This is a genomic window from Achromobacter pestifer (genome assembly GCF_013267355.1).
GTDB lineage: Bacteria > Pseudomonadota > Gammaproteobacteria > Burkholderiales > Burkholderiaceae_B > Achromobacter > Achromobacter pestifer_A.
On sequence record NZ_CP053985.1, the window covers coordinates 3,791,356 to 3,807,209 of the forward strand.

The 15,854-nt window shown below is 65.7% G+C and carries 15 protein-coding genes; 6 read left to right on the forward strand and 9 right to left on the reverse strand.

The window, feature by feature from the left end; genetic code table 11:
• The first annotated feature begins 9 nt into the window (after positions 1-9).
• From FOC84_RS18165 to FOC84_RS18180, 4 genes are read left to right on the forward strand one after another with little or no spacing between them, the layout of a single operon-like run.
• Positions 10-1,545 carry a UxaA family hydrolase gene (locus FOC84_RS18165; RefSeq protein WP_173145645.1) on the forward strand — a complete coding sequence of 512 codons (1,536 nt, stop codon included), beginning with the start codon at positions 10-12 and terminating at the stop codon, positions 1,543-1,545.
• 46 nt (positions 1,546-1,591) lie between these two features.
• Positions 1,592-2,803 carry a D-mannonate dehydratase ManD gene (gene manD, locus FOC84_RS18170; RefSeq protein WP_088142648.1) on the forward strand — a complete coding sequence of 404 codons (1,212 nt, stop codon included), beginning with the start codon at positions 1,592-1,594 and terminating at the stop codon, positions 2,801-2,803.
• Positions 2,804-2,806: 3 nt separating this feature from the next.
• Positions 2,807-4,369 (forward strand): mannitol dehydrogenase family protein, encoded by a 1,563-nt coding sequence (locus FOC84_RS18175; RefSeq protein ID WP_173145646.1) that lies wholly within the window; start codon positions 2,807-2,809, stop codon positions 4,367-4,369.
• Between the two features lie 40 nt (positions 4,370-4,409).
• Complete coding sequence (locus FOC84_RS18180; protein ID WP_173145647.1) at positions 4,410-5,474, forward strand: Ldh family oxidoreductase; 1,065 nt, start codon at positions 4,410-4,412, stop codon at positions 5,472-5,474.
• Between the two features lie 28 nt (positions 5,475-5,502).
• Here the strand turns inward: FOC84_RS18180 and FOC84_RS18185 are convergent, their stop codons facing one another.
• From FOC84_RS18185 to FOC84_RS18210, 6 genes are all read right to left on the reverse strand, one after another.
• Complete coding sequence (locus FOC84_RS18185) at positions 5,503-6,504, reverse strand: amidohydrolase family protein (protein WP_173145648.1); 1,002 nt, start codon at positions 6,502-6,504, stop codon at positions 5,503-5,505.
• A gap of 69 nt (positions 6,505-6,573) precedes the next feature.
• Complete coding sequence (locus tag FOC84_RS18190) at positions 6,574-7,125, reverse strand: 3-hydroxyanthranilate 3,4-dioxygenase (protein WP_173145649.1); 552 nt, start codon at positions 7,123-7,125, stop codon at positions 6,574-6,576.
• Between the two features lie 139 nt (positions 7,126-7,264).
• The gene (locus tag FOC84_RS18195; RefSeq protein ID WP_173145650.1) at positions 7,265-8,233 is read right to left on the reverse strand and encodes a LysR substrate-binding domain-containing protein; all 969 of its coding nucleotides are present in this window, start codon (positions 8,231-8,233) and stop codon (positions 7,265-7,267) included.
• Between the two features lie 6 nt (positions 8,234-8,239).
• Positions 8,240-8,695: a RidA family protein gene (locus FOC84_RS18200; RefSeq protein ID WP_173145651.1), complete on the reverse strand. Its 456-nt coding sequence runs from the start codon at positions 8,693-8,695 to the stop codon at positions 8,240-8,242.
• A 25-nt stretch (positions 8,696-8,720) separates the two neighbouring features.
• Entirely contained in the window at positions 8,721-10,178 is a 1,458-nt protein-coding gene (locus tag FOC84_RS18205) for a 2-hydroxymuconic semialdehyde dehydrogenase (RefSeq protein ID WP_173145652.1), read from the reverse strand.
• 78 nt (positions 10,179-10,256) lie between these two features.
• A complete protein-coding gene (locus tag FOC84_RS18210) occupies positions 10,257-10,811 on the reverse strand; it encodes a GNAT family N-acetyltransferase (RefSeq protein ID WP_254241697.1) in 555 nt (184 codons plus the stop codon).
• 147 nt (positions 10,812-10,958) lie between these two features.
• On the opposite strand from FOC84_RS18210, the gene FOC84_RS18215 reads away from it, so the two are divergent.
• Positions 10,959-11,795, forward strand: a complete 837-nt coding sequence (locus tag FOC84_RS18215; RefSeq protein WP_173145653.1) for a helix-turn-helix domain-containing protein — start codon at positions 10,959-10,961, stop codon at positions 11,793-11,795.
• A gap of 82 nt (positions 11,796-11,877) precedes the next feature.
• Positions 11,878-12,375 carry a MarR family winged helix-turn-helix transcriptional regulator gene (locus tag FOC84_RS18220; RefSeq protein ID WP_173145654.1) on the forward strand — a complete coding sequence of 166 codons (498 nt, stop codon included), beginning with the start codon at positions 11,878-11,880 and terminating at the stop codon, positions 12,373-12,375.
• Between the two features lie 11 nt (positions 12,376-12,386).
• Here the strand turns inward: FOC84_RS18220 and FOC84_RS18225 are convergent, their stop codons facing one another.
• The 3 genes from FOC84_RS18225 to groES form a co-directional block, all read right to left on the reverse strand.
• On the reverse strand, positions 12,387-13,313 hold the full coding sequence (locus FOC84_RS18225; protein ID WP_173145655.1) for a YihY/virulence factor BrkB family protein: 927 nt from the start codon (positions 13,311-13,313) through the stop codon (positions 12,387-12,389).
• A 201-nt stretch (positions 13,314-13,514) separates the two neighbouring features.
• Entirely contained in the window at positions 13,515-15,155 is a 1,641-nt protein-coding gene (gene groL, locus FOC84_RS18230; protein WP_173145656.1) for a chaperonin GroEL, read from the reverse strand.
• A 37-nt stretch (positions 15,156-15,192) separates the two neighbouring features.
• Positions 15,193-15,480 (reverse strand): co-chaperone GroES, encoded by a 288-nt coding sequence (gene groES, locus FOC84_RS18235; RefSeq protein WP_006221616.1) that lies wholly within the window; start codon positions 15,478-15,480, stop codon positions 15,193-15,195.
• Between the last annotated feature and the right edge of the window lie 374 nt (positions 15,481-15,854).

A 15,854-nucleotide genomic window follows, 5' to 3' on the forward strand; every position in this document is an offset into this window, starting at 1 on the left:
AGTCTCCTCATGTCAGAAACCGATACCGCGGTCATACGCATCCATCCGGCGGACAACGTGGTGATCGCCAGGCGCCAGCTGGCCGGCGGCACGCGTCTGGCCGGCGAAGACGTCGTCGTGCGCGGGCTGGTGCCGCCTGGGCACAAGGTGGCGACATGCGCCATCGCCGCCGGCGAGCCGGTGCGGCGCTACAACCAGGTCATCGGCGTGGCCCGGTGCGACATCGAGCCCGGCTCGCACGTCCACACCCAGAACCTGGAGTTCTCCGACTTCGAGCGCGACTACGCGGTGGGCGCCGATGCGCGCGCCACCGACTATGTCGACGCGCCCGCGCAGTTCGACGGCATCGTGCGGGCCGACGGCCGCGTCGCCACGCGCAACTACATCGGCATCCTCACCAGCGTGAACTGTTCCGCCACGGCCGCGCGCGCCATCGCCGACCATTTCCGCCGCGACATCCATCCGGAAGCGCTGGCCGGATATCCCAACGTGGACGGGGTGGTGGCGCTGACGCATGGCGCGGGTTGCGCCACCGGCAGCGAAGGCGAGCCGCTGCGCCTCTTGCGCCGCACGCTGGGCGGCTACGCCCGCCATCCCAATTTCGCGGGCCTGCTGGTGCTGGGCCTGGGCTGCGAGACCAATCAGATCGGCGGCCTGATGGAGCAGGAGGGGCTGCGCGAAAGCGGCCTGCTGCACACCTTCAACATCCAGGAGACCGGCGGCACGCGCAAGACGGTGGAGCATGGCATCGAGCTGGTGCGCGCCATGCTGGCGCAGGCCGACCGCGTCCGCCGCCAACCCGTGCCCGCAGGCAAGCTGACCGTGGGCCTGCAATGCGGCGGGTCCGACGGCTACTCGGGCATCAGCGCCAACCCCGCGCTGGGCGCCGCGGTGGACCTGCTGGTGCGCCACGGCGGCACCGCCATCCTGTCGGAGACGCCGGAGATCTACGGCGGCGAGCACCTGCTGACCCGGCGCGCGGCCACGCCCGAGGTCGCGGCCAAGCTGCTGGCGCGGCTGCGCTGGTGGGAGGACTACTGCGCCCGCAACGACGCCGAAATGGACAACAACCCTTCTGCCGGCAACAAGGCGGGCGGGCTGACCACCATCCTGGAAAAGTCCCTGGGCGCCATCGCCAAGAGCGGCACGACCCGCCTGGCCGATGTGTATGAGTATGCCGAGACGGTCCGCGAACGCGGGTTGGTGTTCATGGATACGCCGGGCTATGACCCTGTGTCCGCCACCGGCCAGGTCGCCGGCGGCGCCAACCTGATCTGCTTCACCACCGGCCGCGGCTCGGCCTACGGCTGTGCGCCCGCGCCATCGTTGAAGTTGTCGACCAACACGGCGCTGTGGCAGCGGCAATCCGACGACATCGACATCAATTGCGGCGAAGTGGTTGACGGCGCGCAAAGCGTGGCCGGGATGGGTGAGCGCATATTCCGTCTGATGCTGGAGACTGCCTCGGGCCGGCGCACGCGCAGCGAGGAACACGGCTACGGCCAGAATGAGTTCGTGCCTTGGCAGTTGGGCGCGGTGATGTAGGCGCCCGGCGTCGGCCAGGGGTTTCCAGCATTCCACAGGACCATACATGAAGATTACTCAAGCGCGCGTCATCGTCTGCAGCCCCGGCCGCAACTTCGTCACCTTGAAGATCGAAACCGATGAAGGCTTGTACGGCATCGGCGACGCCACGCTCAACGGCCGCGAGCTGGCCGTGGCGGCCTATCTGACCGAGCACGTGATTCCTTGCCTCATCGGCCGCGACCCGCAGCAGATCGAGGACATCTGGCAATACCTGTACCGCGGCGCGTACTGGCGGCGCGGCCCGGTCACCATGTCCGCGATCGCCGCCGTGGACACGGCGCTGTGGGACATCAAGGCCAAGGCCGCGGGCATGCCGCTATATCAGCTGCTGGGCGGCAAGAGCCGCTCGGGCGTCATGGTCTACGGCCACGCCAATGGCCGCGACATCGACGAAACCGTGGACGAGGTGCTGCGCTACCGGGAGATGGGCTATCTGGCCATCCGCGCGCAGAGCGGAGTGCCGGGGCTGAACTCGGTCTATGGCGTGGGACGCGGCCGCATGTTCTACGAGCCGGCCGACGGCTCGCTGCCGTCCGAGCACGACTGGTCCACGGAAAAGTACCTGGACCATGCGCCGCGCCTGTTCCAGCGGGTGCGCGACGCGGTGGGCTGGGACACCCATCTGCTGCACGATGTGCATCACCGGCTCACGCCCATCGAGGCAGGCCGCCTGGGCAAGTCGCTGGAGCCCTACCGCCTGTTCTGGATGGAGGACGCCACGCCCGCCGAAAACCAGGAAGCCTTCCGGCTGATCCGCCAACACACCGTCACGCCGCTGGCCGTGGGCGAAGTGTTCAACACCATCTGGGACTGCAAGGACCTGATCGAAAACCAGCTGATCGACTACATCCGCGCCACGGTGGTGCACGCAGGCGGCATCACGCATCTGCGCCGCATTGCCGATCTGGCCGCGCTCTATCAGGTGCGGACCGGCTGCCACGGCGCCACCGACTTGTCACCGGCCTGCATGGGAGCCGCCCTGCATTTCGACCTGTGGGTGCCGAATTTCGGCATCCAGGAGTACATGCGGCATACCGACGAAACGGACGCAGTGTTTCCCCATGCTTACAGCTTCAACCAGGGCATGCTATACCCTGGCGACGCGCCGGGCCATGGTGTCGACATCGACGAAAAGCTCGCCGCCAGATATCCCTACCAACGCGCCTACCTGCCGGTCAACCGGCAGGCGCATGACGGCGCACTATGGCACTGGTAATCCATGCTCGAACGCTTGAACTCGGAGTCCCTGGCGCATCTGCCCGAGGATGTGGAATCTCCCGCCTATGACCGCGGCAGGGTCACGCCCGGCATCGTGCATCTGGGCATCGGCGCCTTCCACCGCGCCCATCAGGCGGCCGTGACCGACCTGGCCATGGCCGCCAGCGGGGACCTGAGCTGGGGCATCGTGGGCGTTTCGCTGCGCAGCCCGGCCACGCGCGACGCGCTGACGCCGCAGGATGGCTTGTACATGCTGGCGCTGCGCGACGCCGGCCCGGACGGGCAGCTGCGGGAACAGCTGCGGGTGATCGGATCGGTGCTGCGCATCGTGGTGGCCGAGGAAGATCCCCAGGCAGTGCTGGAGCGCATCGCTTCCGCCCAGACCCGCATCGTCAGCCTGACCGTCACCGAGAAGGGCTACAGCCACGAACCGGCCACCGGCCATCTGCGCTGGGACGATCCGGACATCGAGCACGACCTCGCGCATCCGGTCAGGCCGCGCAGCGCCATCGGCATGCTGGTGTACGGCCTGGCGCTGCGGCGCGAACGCAGCCTGCCTCCCGTCACGCTGCTGTCCTGCGACAACCTGCACGCCAACGGCGACACGCTGCGCAGCCTGGTGCTGGCCTTTGCGCTGCGGGTCGACGTGGGCCTGACCGCGTGGATCGATAACCACTGCACCTTTCCGAACTCCATGGTGGACCGCATCGTGCCGGCTACGCAGGACGAAGACCGCGCACGCGTGGCGCAGCGCCTGGGATTCGAGGACGCCTGGCCGGTGGTGGGCGAGCCCTTCCTGAACTGGGTCATCGAAGACAAGTTCGCGGCCGGCAGGCCCGCCTGGGACGCCGCCGGCGCGAGCTTTGTGCGCAACGCCGCGCCGTATGAACGCCTCAAGCTGCGCATGGTCAACGCGCCGCATTCCGCATTCGCGTACCTGGGTTCGATGCTGGGCCTGCGCACCAATAGCGAGGCCGCCGCCACGCCGGCGCTGCGCCGCTATGTCGACGACATGATGCGGCTGGAGCTCGGGCCCACGCTGCGCGGCGTTCCGGAGTCGGGGCTGGATGAGTATCGCCTGCGCTTCCTGGCGCGTGTGGCCAATCCGGCGCTGCCGCACCGCACCCGGCAGGTCGCGATGGACGGTTCGCAGAAAGTGCCGCAGCGCCTGCTCGCCGCCATCCGCGACCGCAAGCAGCGGGGCGACGATTTCAGCCGGCTGGCCATGTCGGTGGCCGCCTGGCTGCACTACCTGCGCGGATACGACGAACTGGGCAACGCCTATGCCATTCAGGATCCGCTGGCCGGGGCGCTCGCCAAACTGCTGGCGCGCGCGGAGGTGGCCGCCACGGCTTCGGCCCCCTCGCAGGCGGCGCATCGGCGCGCCACGGTGATGGCGGGATTCCGGCCTGTTTTCGGCGACCTGGGCAGCAAGCCCGCCTTTGTCGAGGCGCTGGCCTTACACCTGGAGCGCCTGCGGACGCTCGGCGTGCTGGGCGCCCTGGAGGCCCTGGAGCGGGACGCCGCCCGGCAAGGCTCGGCGCAGTCCGTGCCGGCCGCTTGACCGCTGGCGGCGCGCCGCCAGCATCCACAAGGAGCGCAGCATGGCAAGGCTGGAAAGCGTGGATGCGGAGCAGTGGCGGCATTGGGGCGAGGGATGCTTGAGGGCCCTGGACTTCAACCAGGACGACGCCCGCTGCCTGGCTTCCAGCCTGGCGCAGACCAGTCTGTGGGGCATCGATTCGCATGGCATTGCGCGGCTGCCGCACTATCTGAACCGGGTCGTCCATGGATCCATCCTGGCGCGGCCCGACATCCGTATCGAGCAGAGCGGGCCCGCAAGCGCACAGGCGCATGGCGGCAGGGGCCACGGCATCGTGGTGGCGCACCGCGCCAACGAAGCGGCCATGGCGCTGGCGCGCGAGGCGGGCGTGGGCGCCGTCGGCGTCAGCGACTCTTCGCACTGCGGGGCCATCGGCCTGTACACGCGCGCGGCCGCCCGGCAAGGCCTGATAGGCATGGCCTTCACGCATTCCGACGCCATCGCTGCGCCATTCGGCGGCTGGCTGCCGTACTTCGGCACCAATCCCGTGTCCTTCGCTTTTCCCAGGCAGGGCGGCGAGCCGCTGTGCCTGGACATGGCGACGACTTCGATCCCGTGGAATCGCGTCATGAACGCGCGTCGCGACGGCGCGGAACTGCCCGCGGGCGTGGCGCTGGATGGCGAGGGACTGGGCGTGACCGACGCGGCGCATGCCCGCGCCCTGACACCGCTGGGCGGCGAGTACGGCCACAAGGGCTACGGCCTGGCGATGATGGTCGAATTGCTGTGCGGGCCGCTCAACGGCAATCCCCACGGGCCGCACATCGGTCCCATGTACGAGCAGCTGGATCGTCCGCGCGAACTCGGGGCGTTCTTCATCGTCATCGATCCCGCCCGGTTTGCGGGCGGCGCGGCGCTGGCTGCGGTGGCGGCGGGCATGGCGGCGGAATTGGCTGCACAGCCCGGATCGCCACGCATGCCCGGCGATCCCGAACTGGCCTCGCAGGCGCAGCGCCAGGTCACGGGGATTCCGGTGCCGTCGGCGCTGAAGGCTGAAATGGCCGAATGGAGCGGCAGGCTGGGGCTGCCATTGCCGCCATTCGCGCCGTTGGACGTCCAGGCCTGATCGCAGCCGTCTTGCGTCGCAAAGCGTGTCAGGAATTCAGGCCGAAGAACGTCATGGTGTTGCGGCACAGGATCTTCTGCTGCACATCGGGCAGCAGGCCGGCATGGGTCACCAGCTTGCCCACTTCCTGCTCCCCCAGCGGATAGGGGTAGTCCGAACCCAGCAGCACGCGGTCTTCGCCCATCACGTCGATCAGCAGGCGCAGCGCGCGCGGGTCGAACACCGCGCTGTCGGTGTAGAAGCGGTCGGTGTAGGAAGAGGGCAGCTGCGGACAGTCCTGGCGGATGATGTCGCGGTGGCGCCAAGCGTTGTCGACGCGGCCCAGCAGGAAGGCGAAGCTGCCGCCGCCATGCGCGAAGCAGAGCTTCAGGCTGCGCGGGATGCGCTCGAATGCGCCGGACAGGATCAGCGACAGAATGCCTAGCTGCGTTTCCGCCGGCATGGCGACCAGCCATGGCAGCATCCATTTCTTCATGCGGCCGTCGGTCATCATGTCCCAGGGATGCACCAGCACCGGGATGTCGTTGTTGGCGCAGTGGACCAGGAACTGCACCAGGGTCTCGTCGTCCAGGTCGCGCGGGCCGACGTGGTTGCCGATCTGCACGCCCAGGTGGCCGGCGGCGCGGGCGCGCGACGCTTCCTTGCAGGCCAGCTCCAGATCCTGCAGCGGCACCTGCGCCAGCGCCTTCAGGCGCGCCGGCGCATGGGCGCAATGCTCCAGCGCCAGGTCGTTCATGCGGGCGGCCCAGTCGGCCGCGGCCTGCGCGGGATAGGAGTAGCCGAACATGATGGGCGTCGCGCACAGGATCTGCAGGTCCACGCCGTTGCGGTCCATCTGCTCCAGGCGCAGGGCCGGGTCCCACAAGGTGGCGTCCACCGGGCGGAAGGGGCGTTCGCCCGCCATGATCTGGCCGCTTGAGCCATCGCCGTCCAGCCGCAGCCAGGGCGCGTTGACGGGGTCCAGCGCCGCCGCTTCCTGCCGGGTGATCGGCGGGAAGAAGTGCGCGTGCATATCGATTTTCTGGGTCATGTGCAGAACAAGATGGGTCGGTCGGACGCCTGGCCGATCGCGGCAAGGCAAGACAGGAGGAGAGCGGGCCTAGGCCGGCGCCGCTTGAGCGGAAGGCGCATGCCCCTTGCCGGGATGGATCTCGCCGCAACCGGGACAGGTGCGTTTCTCGGTGCTGGAATAAAAGGCCTGGAACAGCGGCGGCAGGTCGGTCACGATGCTCTTGAGCTGCACCTCCACGCGATGCACCAAGTTGCCGCATTGCGGGCAATACCACTCGAAGCCGTCCAGCAGGCCCAGCGGGCGCTGGCGTTCTATGACCAGGCAGGCGCTGTCGGTTTCGGGCCGTTGCGGCGAATGCCGCACGTGCGGCGGCAGCAGGAAGATATCGCCTTCCTTGAGGTCCACGCGCTCGGGCTTGCCGTCCACCCACAGCGACAGCCAAGCGTTGCCGCGCAGCTGGTAGAAAAACTCTTCCAACGGATCGTCGTGGTAGTCGGTGCGATGGTTCGGGCCGCCGACCACGGTGACGATGAAGTCGGCGTCCTGCCAGATCTGCTGGTTGCCGACCGGCGGCTTGAGCAGGTGCGCGTGGTCGTCTATCCAGCGCTGGAAATTCAACGGCGGGCCATAGGCAGGCATGAGGATCTCCGGAAGTCTGGGGGCGGACCGGGGCTGCCCCATAGCCTGCAGTCTAGGCGGGACCTTGCGGGCCTGCACAATAGAAATTACGCCGCCGGGTATGCGGCTTGTCTATGGCGGGATAACCCTGATCAGCCTGTCAGCCGTTAGTTTCAGCGCGCTGCGCCGCAATCTGCTTCAGATAGTCCACCAGGCGCTGGCAGGCCGGCGTCAGCGGACGGTCCGCGCGCACCGAGTAGCCGACGTCGCCAAATGCGCCGAAGGCATTGGTGGGCAGGCGGGCCAGCATGCCCGTGGCCAGGAACGGCGCTGCCGCGTCGTAGGGCAGCAGGGCCAGCGCGTCGCTGTGCATGAGCACGCCGATGTTGGTCAAGAGGGATAGCGATTCGACATGCCGGGCCGGCAGGCGCTGGCCGGCGTCCAGGAAGCTGCGCTCGATCGATGCGCGTAGCGGCGAACTGGGGGCGGGCAGGATCCAGATATGGCCGGCCAGGTCGGCCAACGCCGCGGCCGGCGCGCCGGCCAGCGGATGGGCGGCGCGGGCCACCAGGCACAACTCTTCCCGGTACAGTTTGTGATGGTCCACCGCCACGCCGGAGATGGACGCCATGTCGGCGCCGGGCAGGCGGCCGACCACGATGTCCAGGTCGCCCGTGGCCAGCGCCGGCAACAACTGGGAGGTCGGTCCTTCGCGCACGCTGACCTGGATGCCGGGGTGCGCGGTCATCAGCCGCGCAATCGCCTCGGGCAGCAGCTTGGCCGATGCGGCGATGAGCGTGCCCACCACCACGTGGCCGCTGGCCCCGCCCAGCACTGCGTCGATGTCGTCGGCCATATAGCGGATCTCGGCCATCATGGCGTGGACCCGGCGGCCCAGCACCACGGCCAGTTCCGTCGGCGTGACGCCACGGTTGGAACGGTCGAACAGCGGTGCGCCGAAGAAGGTCTCCAGTTCGTGGATGGCCTTGGTGACCGTCGGCTGGGTCAGGTGCAGTTCGCTGGCGGCGCGCGACAGCGAGCGGCATGCCAGCACGCGTTCGAAGATCTGCAACTGGTGCAGCTTCAGCTTGCGGCTGAGCGCATTGGGCGTGATGCGGAAGTCCGACATGCGCCGCTAGCGCGCCTGCGGCTTGTAGGCGACCGCCTTGATCTCGATCAGCAGCTGCGGGTGCGGCAGCTGATGCACGGCAACGGTGGTGCGGGCCGGGCCATCGGAGTCGAAGTACTCGCCATACACCTGGTTGTAGCCGCCGAAATCGTTCATGTTGACCAGGAACGTGCTGATCTCCACCAGGTCGGCCAGCGTGGCGCCGGCCGTGGCCAGGATGTCGCGGATGTTCTCGATGACGGCGCGGGTCTGCACCCGGATGTCCAGCGTGGCGGTGCCCATCGCGTCGACCTCGGCGCCCGCGATGCGGTTGTCGGGCAGGCGCGAGCTGGTGCCAGAGACATACAGGAAATCGCCGGCGCGCTTGATGTGCGGATACTTGCCGCGCGGCGTGGCCTTGCCGGCGACGACGGTGGCGCTGACGCCGGGCTGGCCGGGTTGACTTGTCTGGGACGGGTTCATCGCGTCCTCCTTTGCGTGGGGTGGGTCAGAGCTTAATGCAGACGTTGGTGGGTTCGGTATAGAAATGCAGCGAATGGCGTCCGCCTTCGCGGCCGATGCCCGACAGGCCGCTGCCGCCGAACGGCGTGCGCAGGTCGCGCAGGAACCAGCAATTGACCCAGGCCAGGCCGACCTTCATGGCTTGCGCCACCCGGTGGCCGCGCGTGAGGTTCTGGGTCCAGACGGCCGCGGCCAGGCCGTAGCGCGTGTCGTTGGCCAGGCGGATGGCTTCTTCTTCGGTATCGAAGGGCGCCACGTGGCAGACCGGGCCGAAGACTTCCTCCTTGATGCAGCGGGCGGTCTCGGGCAGGCCGGTCCAGATGGTGGGTTGCACGTAGGCGCCTTCGTCGCGTGCGTCGCCGAACACCGGCACGCCGCCGCCCGCCGCCACCGTCGCCCCTTCCTCGCGCGCCAGGGCGAAGTACGACAGCACCTTTTCGCGATGCTCGCGCGACACCAGCGGTCCCATCTCGGTGGTGGGATCCATGGGCCAGCCTATGCGCAAGGCGTCGGCACGAGCGGCCAGCGCCGCGACGAAGCGTTCGTAGATCGGGCGCTCGACATAGACGCGCTCGGTGCACAGGCAGACCTGCCCGCAATTGGCGAACACCGATTGCGTCACGCCATCCACGGCCGCATCGAAGTCGGCGTCGGCGAACACCAGCGCCGCGTTCTTGCCGCCCAGCTCGAAGGACACCGGCTTCACGCCCGGCGCCACGGCCCGCATGATGGCGGCGCCCGTGGCGGATTCGCCGGTGAAGGTAATGCCGTCGATGTCCGGGTGCGTGGTCATGAATTCGCCCGCCGAGTTCGGCCCGAAGCCATGCGCCAGGTTCAGCACGCCGGCAGGCAGTCCGGCCTCGTGGGCGACCTCTGCCAGCAGCGTGGCCGTGGAGGGCGTGACTTCCGACGGCTTCATGATCACCGTATTGCCGAACGCCAGCGCGGGCGCCACCTTCCAGGTCAGTAACAGGAGCGGCAGGTTCCAGGGCGAAATCACGCCCACCACGCCCAGCGGCTTGCGGTAGGCGTAGTTCAGCGCCTGCCTGCCGTCCGGGGTGTCCGTCATATAGCTTTCCATGTCCAGCGTGCGCGCCAGCTCCGCGAAGGCGCGGAAATTGGCCGCGCCGCGCGGAATGTCGATCTTGCCGGCCCAGCCCACCGGCTTGCCGGTGTCGCCGATCTCGGCCTGCAGGAAATCGTCGAACCGTCGCGTGATGCCGTCGGCCAGCGCCAGCAGGTGGTCGGTGCGCGCGGCAACCGGCAGTCCGGCCCAGGCGGGCAGAGCGCGATGCGCCGCCACTACCGCGCGGTTGACCTGGTCGCGGCTGGCTTCGTGGACCTGGGCGATCAGGCGCCCGTCCACCGGGCTGTGCTTGTCGAAGGTGGCCGCGCCGTCTTCGAAACGGCCGTCGATGTAGTTGCGCAATTGTCGGATCGTCATGTGCAGGGCTCGCTCGGGATGCAAAATAAATACGTATACGTACTATATTTTGGATCATAGACAGCGGCCCGCCTCAAGTCAATGCGATTTCGAAGCCGCCAGCGCCTGCCATTCCTTCTTGCCGATGCGGCTGACATGCTCCGTTCGGTAGTCGTTCATGAACGGGTTGAACTTGTTTTCCTCGGTGTGATGGTGCTTGAAGCCGCACTTTTCCTGGGCCTTGCGCGAATTCTCGTTGTCGGCGAAGTAGCCGCACCACAGGGCGTTGAAGTCCAACTCATCAAACGCGTGGCGCATCAGTTCCTTGACGGCTTCAGGAATCAGTCCCTGGCCCCAGAACGGCACGCCGATCCAATACGCGATTTCGGCTTCATCATCGGCAATATCGAAATTGCTGTCCTTCCCCATGAGCAACGCCGCCAGGCCTATGGCGGTGTTGTCTTGCTTCAGTGTCACGGCATAGGCCAGTGGTCGCGAAAAAACCGTCTGGATGATCTCCTGGCTATGTTCGACGCTTGTATGCGGAGGCCAGCCCGCGGCGGGGCCGATCCGCTCGTCGCTCGCATACTCAAATAAGCTCGGCGCGTCGTCGGTGTGCCAGGGCCGCAAGATGAGGCGTTCAGTGCGCAGCATGATTTCCCTTCCTTTCAGCAATGAAAACAGCAGCTGGAATTCTAGGATCAGAGGGCGCAACTGATAACAGACAAGTTTGAGTAGATTAGGTAATTATGAAAACAAAAATACGGAATTTACAGAGGCCAATTTAAAATTTCCGCACAAATGAAAACACTCTCTCAGCTCTCGGATACAGGCATCTCAGACCTCGCCATCGGCCTCAATAGGTTCGACGCACAGGTGGGGCACCCCTTGGCGTTGGCGTATGTGGTGGTGCTGATCTGCCGCGAGGGCAGCGCCGAGTGGGAAGTGAACTTCAAGCCGCACAGGATGAAGAAGAACGATCTGCTGGTCCTGGCGGAAGACTCCATCGCGCTCATCAAACGCAAGTCGGATGACTTTTCGTGCGCCTGCTATTTGATGAACCGGTCCATCGCCGCGGAGGTTGCGCACGCCCTGCCCAACAGCCTGTTTTCCTTCTTGAGCCGTTCGCCGTTCTTCGCCGCCGAAACGCTGTCGCCACAGTATTCAAGGGCCTGGGAGAGCCAGGCCGCGCTGATCCATGAGCAGTGTGTCACCTACCAGCGAACCATGATCGTCAACCATGTCCAGAACCTGTTCTTGTGGATCTGCGAAAAGACGGACGGCCTTGGGGCCGGCACGAGGAATGACTTCAGCAGATCGGAAGCGGTCTGCTGGAAATTCTGGGAGTTGATCTCGGTGCACTGCGTGCAACAGCGCGGGGTGGCATTCTATGCAGGGCTGCTGCATATCACTCCATACTATCTGTCGCAGCTGAGCAGGAGGTTCTTCAACGACGCGCCCAAGACGCTGATCGACAGGCAGGTCGTGCTGGAGATAAAAAAGCGCCTTAGCCAGCCCAGGAAATCCGTGCAGCAGATTGCGGAGGAACTGCATTTCGCCGACGCCTCCTATCTGGGCAAGTTCTTCAAGCGCCATACCGGCATGGGGTTGACCGACTACCGGAAAGGCAGGGCATGATGAAGTCTGAAAGAGGCGTGAGCTATCTTATAGGACTGCGGAGCAATGCCATGACCGCCGACATCCATCCCTTGGAAGCCCGATGACCGCTACACCCCGACGTGTCCCCGCCGACCAGGCCGCTCCCCAGGCCTTGCAGGCGTTCGATCTGACCCTGGTCGCGTCCCATCTGCTGCGCCGGGCTCATTTCCGGGCCGAAGCCCTGTTCGCGCAGGCCTTTCCCGACGAAGACCTGACCCCGCGCCAGAAGGCGCTGCTGATCACCGTCTACCAGAATCCCGGCGCGACCCAGAACCGCATCGCCGAACTGATCGCATTGGACCGCAACTCCTTCGCCGAAATGATCGCGCGCATGACCAAGAAAGGCTATGTGCGCCGCAAGCGCTCAACCCAGGACGGGCGCGCCTACGCGCTGGAGATCACGGAAGAGGGCATCGCCCTGCTGGCCCGCATCCTGCCGCAGGACGCCGCCGTGGAGGCGCAGGTGCTGGCGCCCATACCCGAGGATCTGCGCCCCGTGTTCCTGAAATGCCTGCGCCTGATGGCCGGGCTGGAGCAGCAGGACGACACCGCCGCCTGATGGCGCCGGGCTCAGGCGTCCGTTGCGGGCGTCGAGTCCGCCGGGGCCGGCGTGGGCGGGTTTTTCCTGCCGAAGCGCAGCGCGAACTGGCGCGTGAACACGGCGCCAAAGAAGAAGATTTGCGCCGAATAGTAGATCCACAGCAGCAGCGCGATCAGCGATCCCGCCGCGCCGTAGGCGGACACCGCCGCGCCCCGGCTGAGATAGACGCCGATGCCCCACTTGCCGACCAGGAACAGCGCCGCGGTCACGATCGCGCCGGGTATCACGTCCGGCCATGAAATCTTCGCGCTGGGCAGCAGCTTGTAGATGACCGCGAACAGCGCTACCACGATGGAGAAGGAAAACAGGCTGGAGATCCACTCCGCCACCAGGGCGAAGGACGAAGCCGTCCACAAGTCGCCGTAATAGCCGCGCGCCGCCCCCAGTGCGGCGTTCACCGTCAGCGATATCAAGAGGAACAGCGCCAGCACCAGCACCAGCCCGAACGACAGCATGCGGCTGCGGACCATGCCGTGCAGCCCGCCTTTCTGGTTCGCGGAGACTTCCCACAATTCGTCCAGGCTGGCCTTCAGTTCCGCGAAGGCCGTGGTGGCGCTGAAGATCAGCACGAAAATCGAGATCAGCGCCGCGATCCAGCCCTTGCCCGACTCATGGGCGCTGGCCAGCACCGTCTGGATGACTTCAGCGCCCCGCTCGCCGGTCAGCTCACGCAACTGCGAGAACAACTCCGAGCGCACCGCGTCTTCGCCGAAGAATGCGCCCGCCACCGCGATCACCAGGATCAGCATGGGGGCCAGCGAAAACACCATGTACAGCGCCAGCGCCGCGCCCTTGCTCGACGCGCGATGGGTGGACCACTGTTTGGCGGAGTCCATCAACAGCCCGCCGATTTCGGAGGGACGCAGGGCACGCAACAGGGTCGGGGGCAAACGCATGGGACTCGGCTCGTTCTAAGGGAGCCTTCATTGTAGGGACGCATGCTCTGCCGCGAAACCCGCAGATTGTGCGCAAACGTGTTCTTTGGCGAGGCTGCGTTGCCTGAAAAAAGAAAAACCCCCGGGGCGAAGGTCCGGGGGTTTCTCGGGATACTGCGTTCCCCGGCCGAAGCCGGGGAGGCCTTGCAAGGGTGGCGGGACTTAGAAGTCCATGCCGCCCATGCCGCCCATGCCGCCGGGCATGGCCGGAGCAGCGGGCTTGTCTTCGACCAGTTCCACAACGGCGGCTTCAGCCGTCAGCAGCAGGCTGGCGACGGAGGCAGCGTTTTGCAGGGCGGTGCGGGTCACCTTGGTGGGATCCAGCACGCCTTGCTCGACCAGGTCGGTGTACTCGCCGGTCGCGGCGTTGTAGCCGTAGTTGCCCTTGCCGTTCAGCACGTTGCTGACCACGACGCTGGCTTCTTCGCCGGCGTTGGTGACGATGGTGCGCAGGGGCTCTTCCACAGCGCGCAGGATCAGCTTGATGCCGGCGTTCTGGTCAGGCGTGTCGCCCTTCAGGTCGGTGATGGCTTGCTTGGCGCGCAGCAGTGCAACGCCGCCGCCAGCCACAACGCCTTCTTCCACTGCGGCGCGGGTGGCGTGCAGGGCATCTTCGACGCGAGCCTTCTTTTCCTTCATTTCGACTTCGGTGGCAGCGCCAACGCGAATCACGGCAACGCCGCCGGCCAGCTTGGCCACGCGTTCTTGCAGCTTTTCACGGTCGTAGTCGGAAGTGGCTTCTTCGATCTGGATGCGGACTTGCTTGACGCGAGCCTCGATCGACTTGCTGTCGCCAGCGCCGTCGATGATGGTCGTGTTTTCCTTGCCCACTTCGATGCGCTTGGCTTGGCCCAGTTCAGCCAGGCCGGCCTTTTCCAGCGACATGCCGGTTTCTTCGGAGATCACCGTGCCGCCCGTCAGGATGGCGATGTCTTCCAGCATGGCCTTGCGGCGGTCGCCGAAGCCAGGAGCCTTGACGGCGGTCGTCTTCAGGATGCCGCGGATGTTGTTCACAACCAGGGTGGCCAGGGCTTCGCCTTCGACGTCTTCCGCGATGATCAGCAGCGGACGGCTCGACTTGGCAACTTGTTCCAGCACGGGCAGCAGGTCACGGATGTTGCTGATCTTCTTGTCGAAAATCAGGACATACGGATCTTCCAGAGCGGCAACTTGCTTGTCCGGGTTGTTGATGAAGTAGGGCGACAGGTAGCCGCGGTCGAATTGCATGCCTTCGACGACGTCCAGCTCGTTTTCCAGCGACTTGCCGTCTTCGACGGTGATGACGCCTTCCTTGCCGACCTTGTCCATCGCGTCAGCGATGATCTGGCCGATGGAGGTGTCGCTGTTGGCGGAGATCGAGCCGACCTGGGCGATTTCCTTGCTGGTCGTGACCGGCTTGGATTGCTTCTTCAGTTCAGCGACGGCGGCGGCGACAGCCTTGTCGATGCCGCGCTTCAGGTCGATCGGGTTGAAACCGGCGGCAACGTACTTCAGGCCTTCCATGACGATGGCTTGAGCCAGCACCGTGGCGGTGGTGGTGCCGTCGCCGGCGTTGTCGGAGGTCTTCGAGGCAACGTCCTTGACCAGTTGCGCGCCGATGTTTTCGAACTTGTCCTTCAGTTCGATTTCCTTGGCGACGGACACGCCGTCCTTGGTCACGGTCGGGGCGCCGAACGAGCGCTCCAGCACGACGTTGCGACCCTTGGGGCCCAGGGTGGTCTTGACAGCGTTGGCGAGAACATTCACGCCGCGGACGATGCGCACGCGGGCGTCGTCACCGAACAATACTTGCTTGGCAGCCATTTCTTAGCTTCCTTCGAAAATTCGTTTGAGGCGGGGTTTACTGGACCACGGCGAGGATTTCGTCCTCGCGGATGACGAGCAGCTCTTCGCCGTCAACCTTCACGGACTGGCCGGCATACTTGCCGAACAGCACCTTGTCGCCAGCCTTCAGGTCGACCGGCAGGATCTTGCCGTCTTCGGTCTTCTTGCCGGGGCCGACGGCCACGACTTCACCCTGGTCGGGCTTTTCAGCGGCGCTGTCGGGGATAACGATGCCCGATGCAGTCTTGCGCTCGTTTTCGAGGCGTTTGACGATCACGCGATCGCCCAGGGGACGCAAGGCCATGAGGAACTCCTGTTGCTAAAAGAGAAGGGAATGATCGGTTAGGCCCGGGAACGCTTGTTAGCACTCACCGGTGTCGAGTGCTAATTATAGGGATGATGTTCTAGGGTTCAAGGGGGAGGGGGCGGGTTGTTACATATTGGGGGAAGCTGGCGAGCGTCGAACCTCACTGAGGTCGAAGTTCATGTCGAATTTCATTCAACTGGAGATTTGGTTCATTGAACTTGGCATGTAACAGGTAGATCGCGCTGGCGTGCGGCTTCTAGCGGAGTGCTGCCCCTTTCAGCCCAAAAGTTGCTCGCCCTGCGCATTTCGGCACAGGAGCGCTATGGCGAACTTCTGGTTCATTGAAGTTGGAAAAAACGAAAGAAATGGTT

Coding starts and splice junctions, on each gene's coding strand:
- FOC84_RS18195 (WP_173145650.1), bottom strand. CDS start 8,233: ATGTCGGACTTCCGCATCACGCCCAATGCGCTCAGCCGCAAGCTGAAG.
- FOC84_RS18205 (WP_173145652.1), bottom strand. CDS start 10,178: ATGACGATCCGACAATTGCGCAACTACATCGACGGCCGTTTCGAAGAC.
- groES (WP_006221616.1), bottom strand. CDS start 15,480: ATGGCCTTGCGTCCCCTGGGCGATCGCGTGATCGTCAAACGCCTCGAA.
- groL (WP_173145656.1), bottom strand. CDS start 15,155: ATGGCTGCCAAGCAAGTATTGTTCGGTGACGACGCCCGCGTGCGCATC.
- FOC84_RS18215 (WP_173145653.1), top strand. CDS start 10,959: ATGAAAACACTCTCTCAGCTCTCGGATACAGGCATCTCAGACCTCGCC.
- FOC84_RS18180 (WP_173145647.1), top strand. CDS start 4,410: ATGGCAAGGCTGGAAAGCGTGGATGCGGAGCAGTGGCGGCATTGGGGC.
- FOC84_RS18210 (WP_254241697.1), bottom strand. CDS start 10,811: ATGCTGCGCACTGAACGCCTCATCTTGCGGCCCTGGCACACCGACGAC.
- FOC84_RS18190 (WP_173145649.1), bottom strand. CDS start 7,125: ATGCCTGCCTATGGCCCGCCGTTGAATTTCCAGCGCTGGATAGACGAC.
- FOC84_RS18185 (WP_173145648.1), bottom strand. CDS start 6,504: ATGACCCAGAAAATCGATATGCACGCGCACTTCTTCCCGCCGATCACC.
- FOC84_RS18175 (WP_173145646.1), top strand. CDS start 2,807: ATGCTCGAACGCTTGAACTCGGAGTCCCTGGCGCATCTGCCCGAGGAT.
- FOC84_RS18220 (WP_173145654.1), top strand. CDS start 11,878: ATGACCGCTACACCCCGACGTGTCCCCGCCGACCAGGCCGCTCCCCAG.
- manD (WP_088142648.1), top strand. CDS start 1,592: ATGAAGATTACTCAAGCGCGCGTCATCGTCTGCAGCCCCGGCCGCAAC.
- FOC84_RS18200 (WP_173145651.1), bottom strand. CDS start 8,695: ATGAACCCGTCCCAGACAAGTCAACCCGGCCAGCCCGGCGTCAGCGCC.
- FOC84_RS18225 (WP_173145655.1), bottom strand. CDS start 13,313: ATGCGTTTGCCCCCGACCCTGTTGCGTGCCCTGCGTCCCTCCGAAATC.
- FOC84_RS18165 (WP_173145645.1), top strand. CDS start 10: ATGTCAGAAACCGATACCGCGGTCATACGCATCCATCCGGCGGACAAC.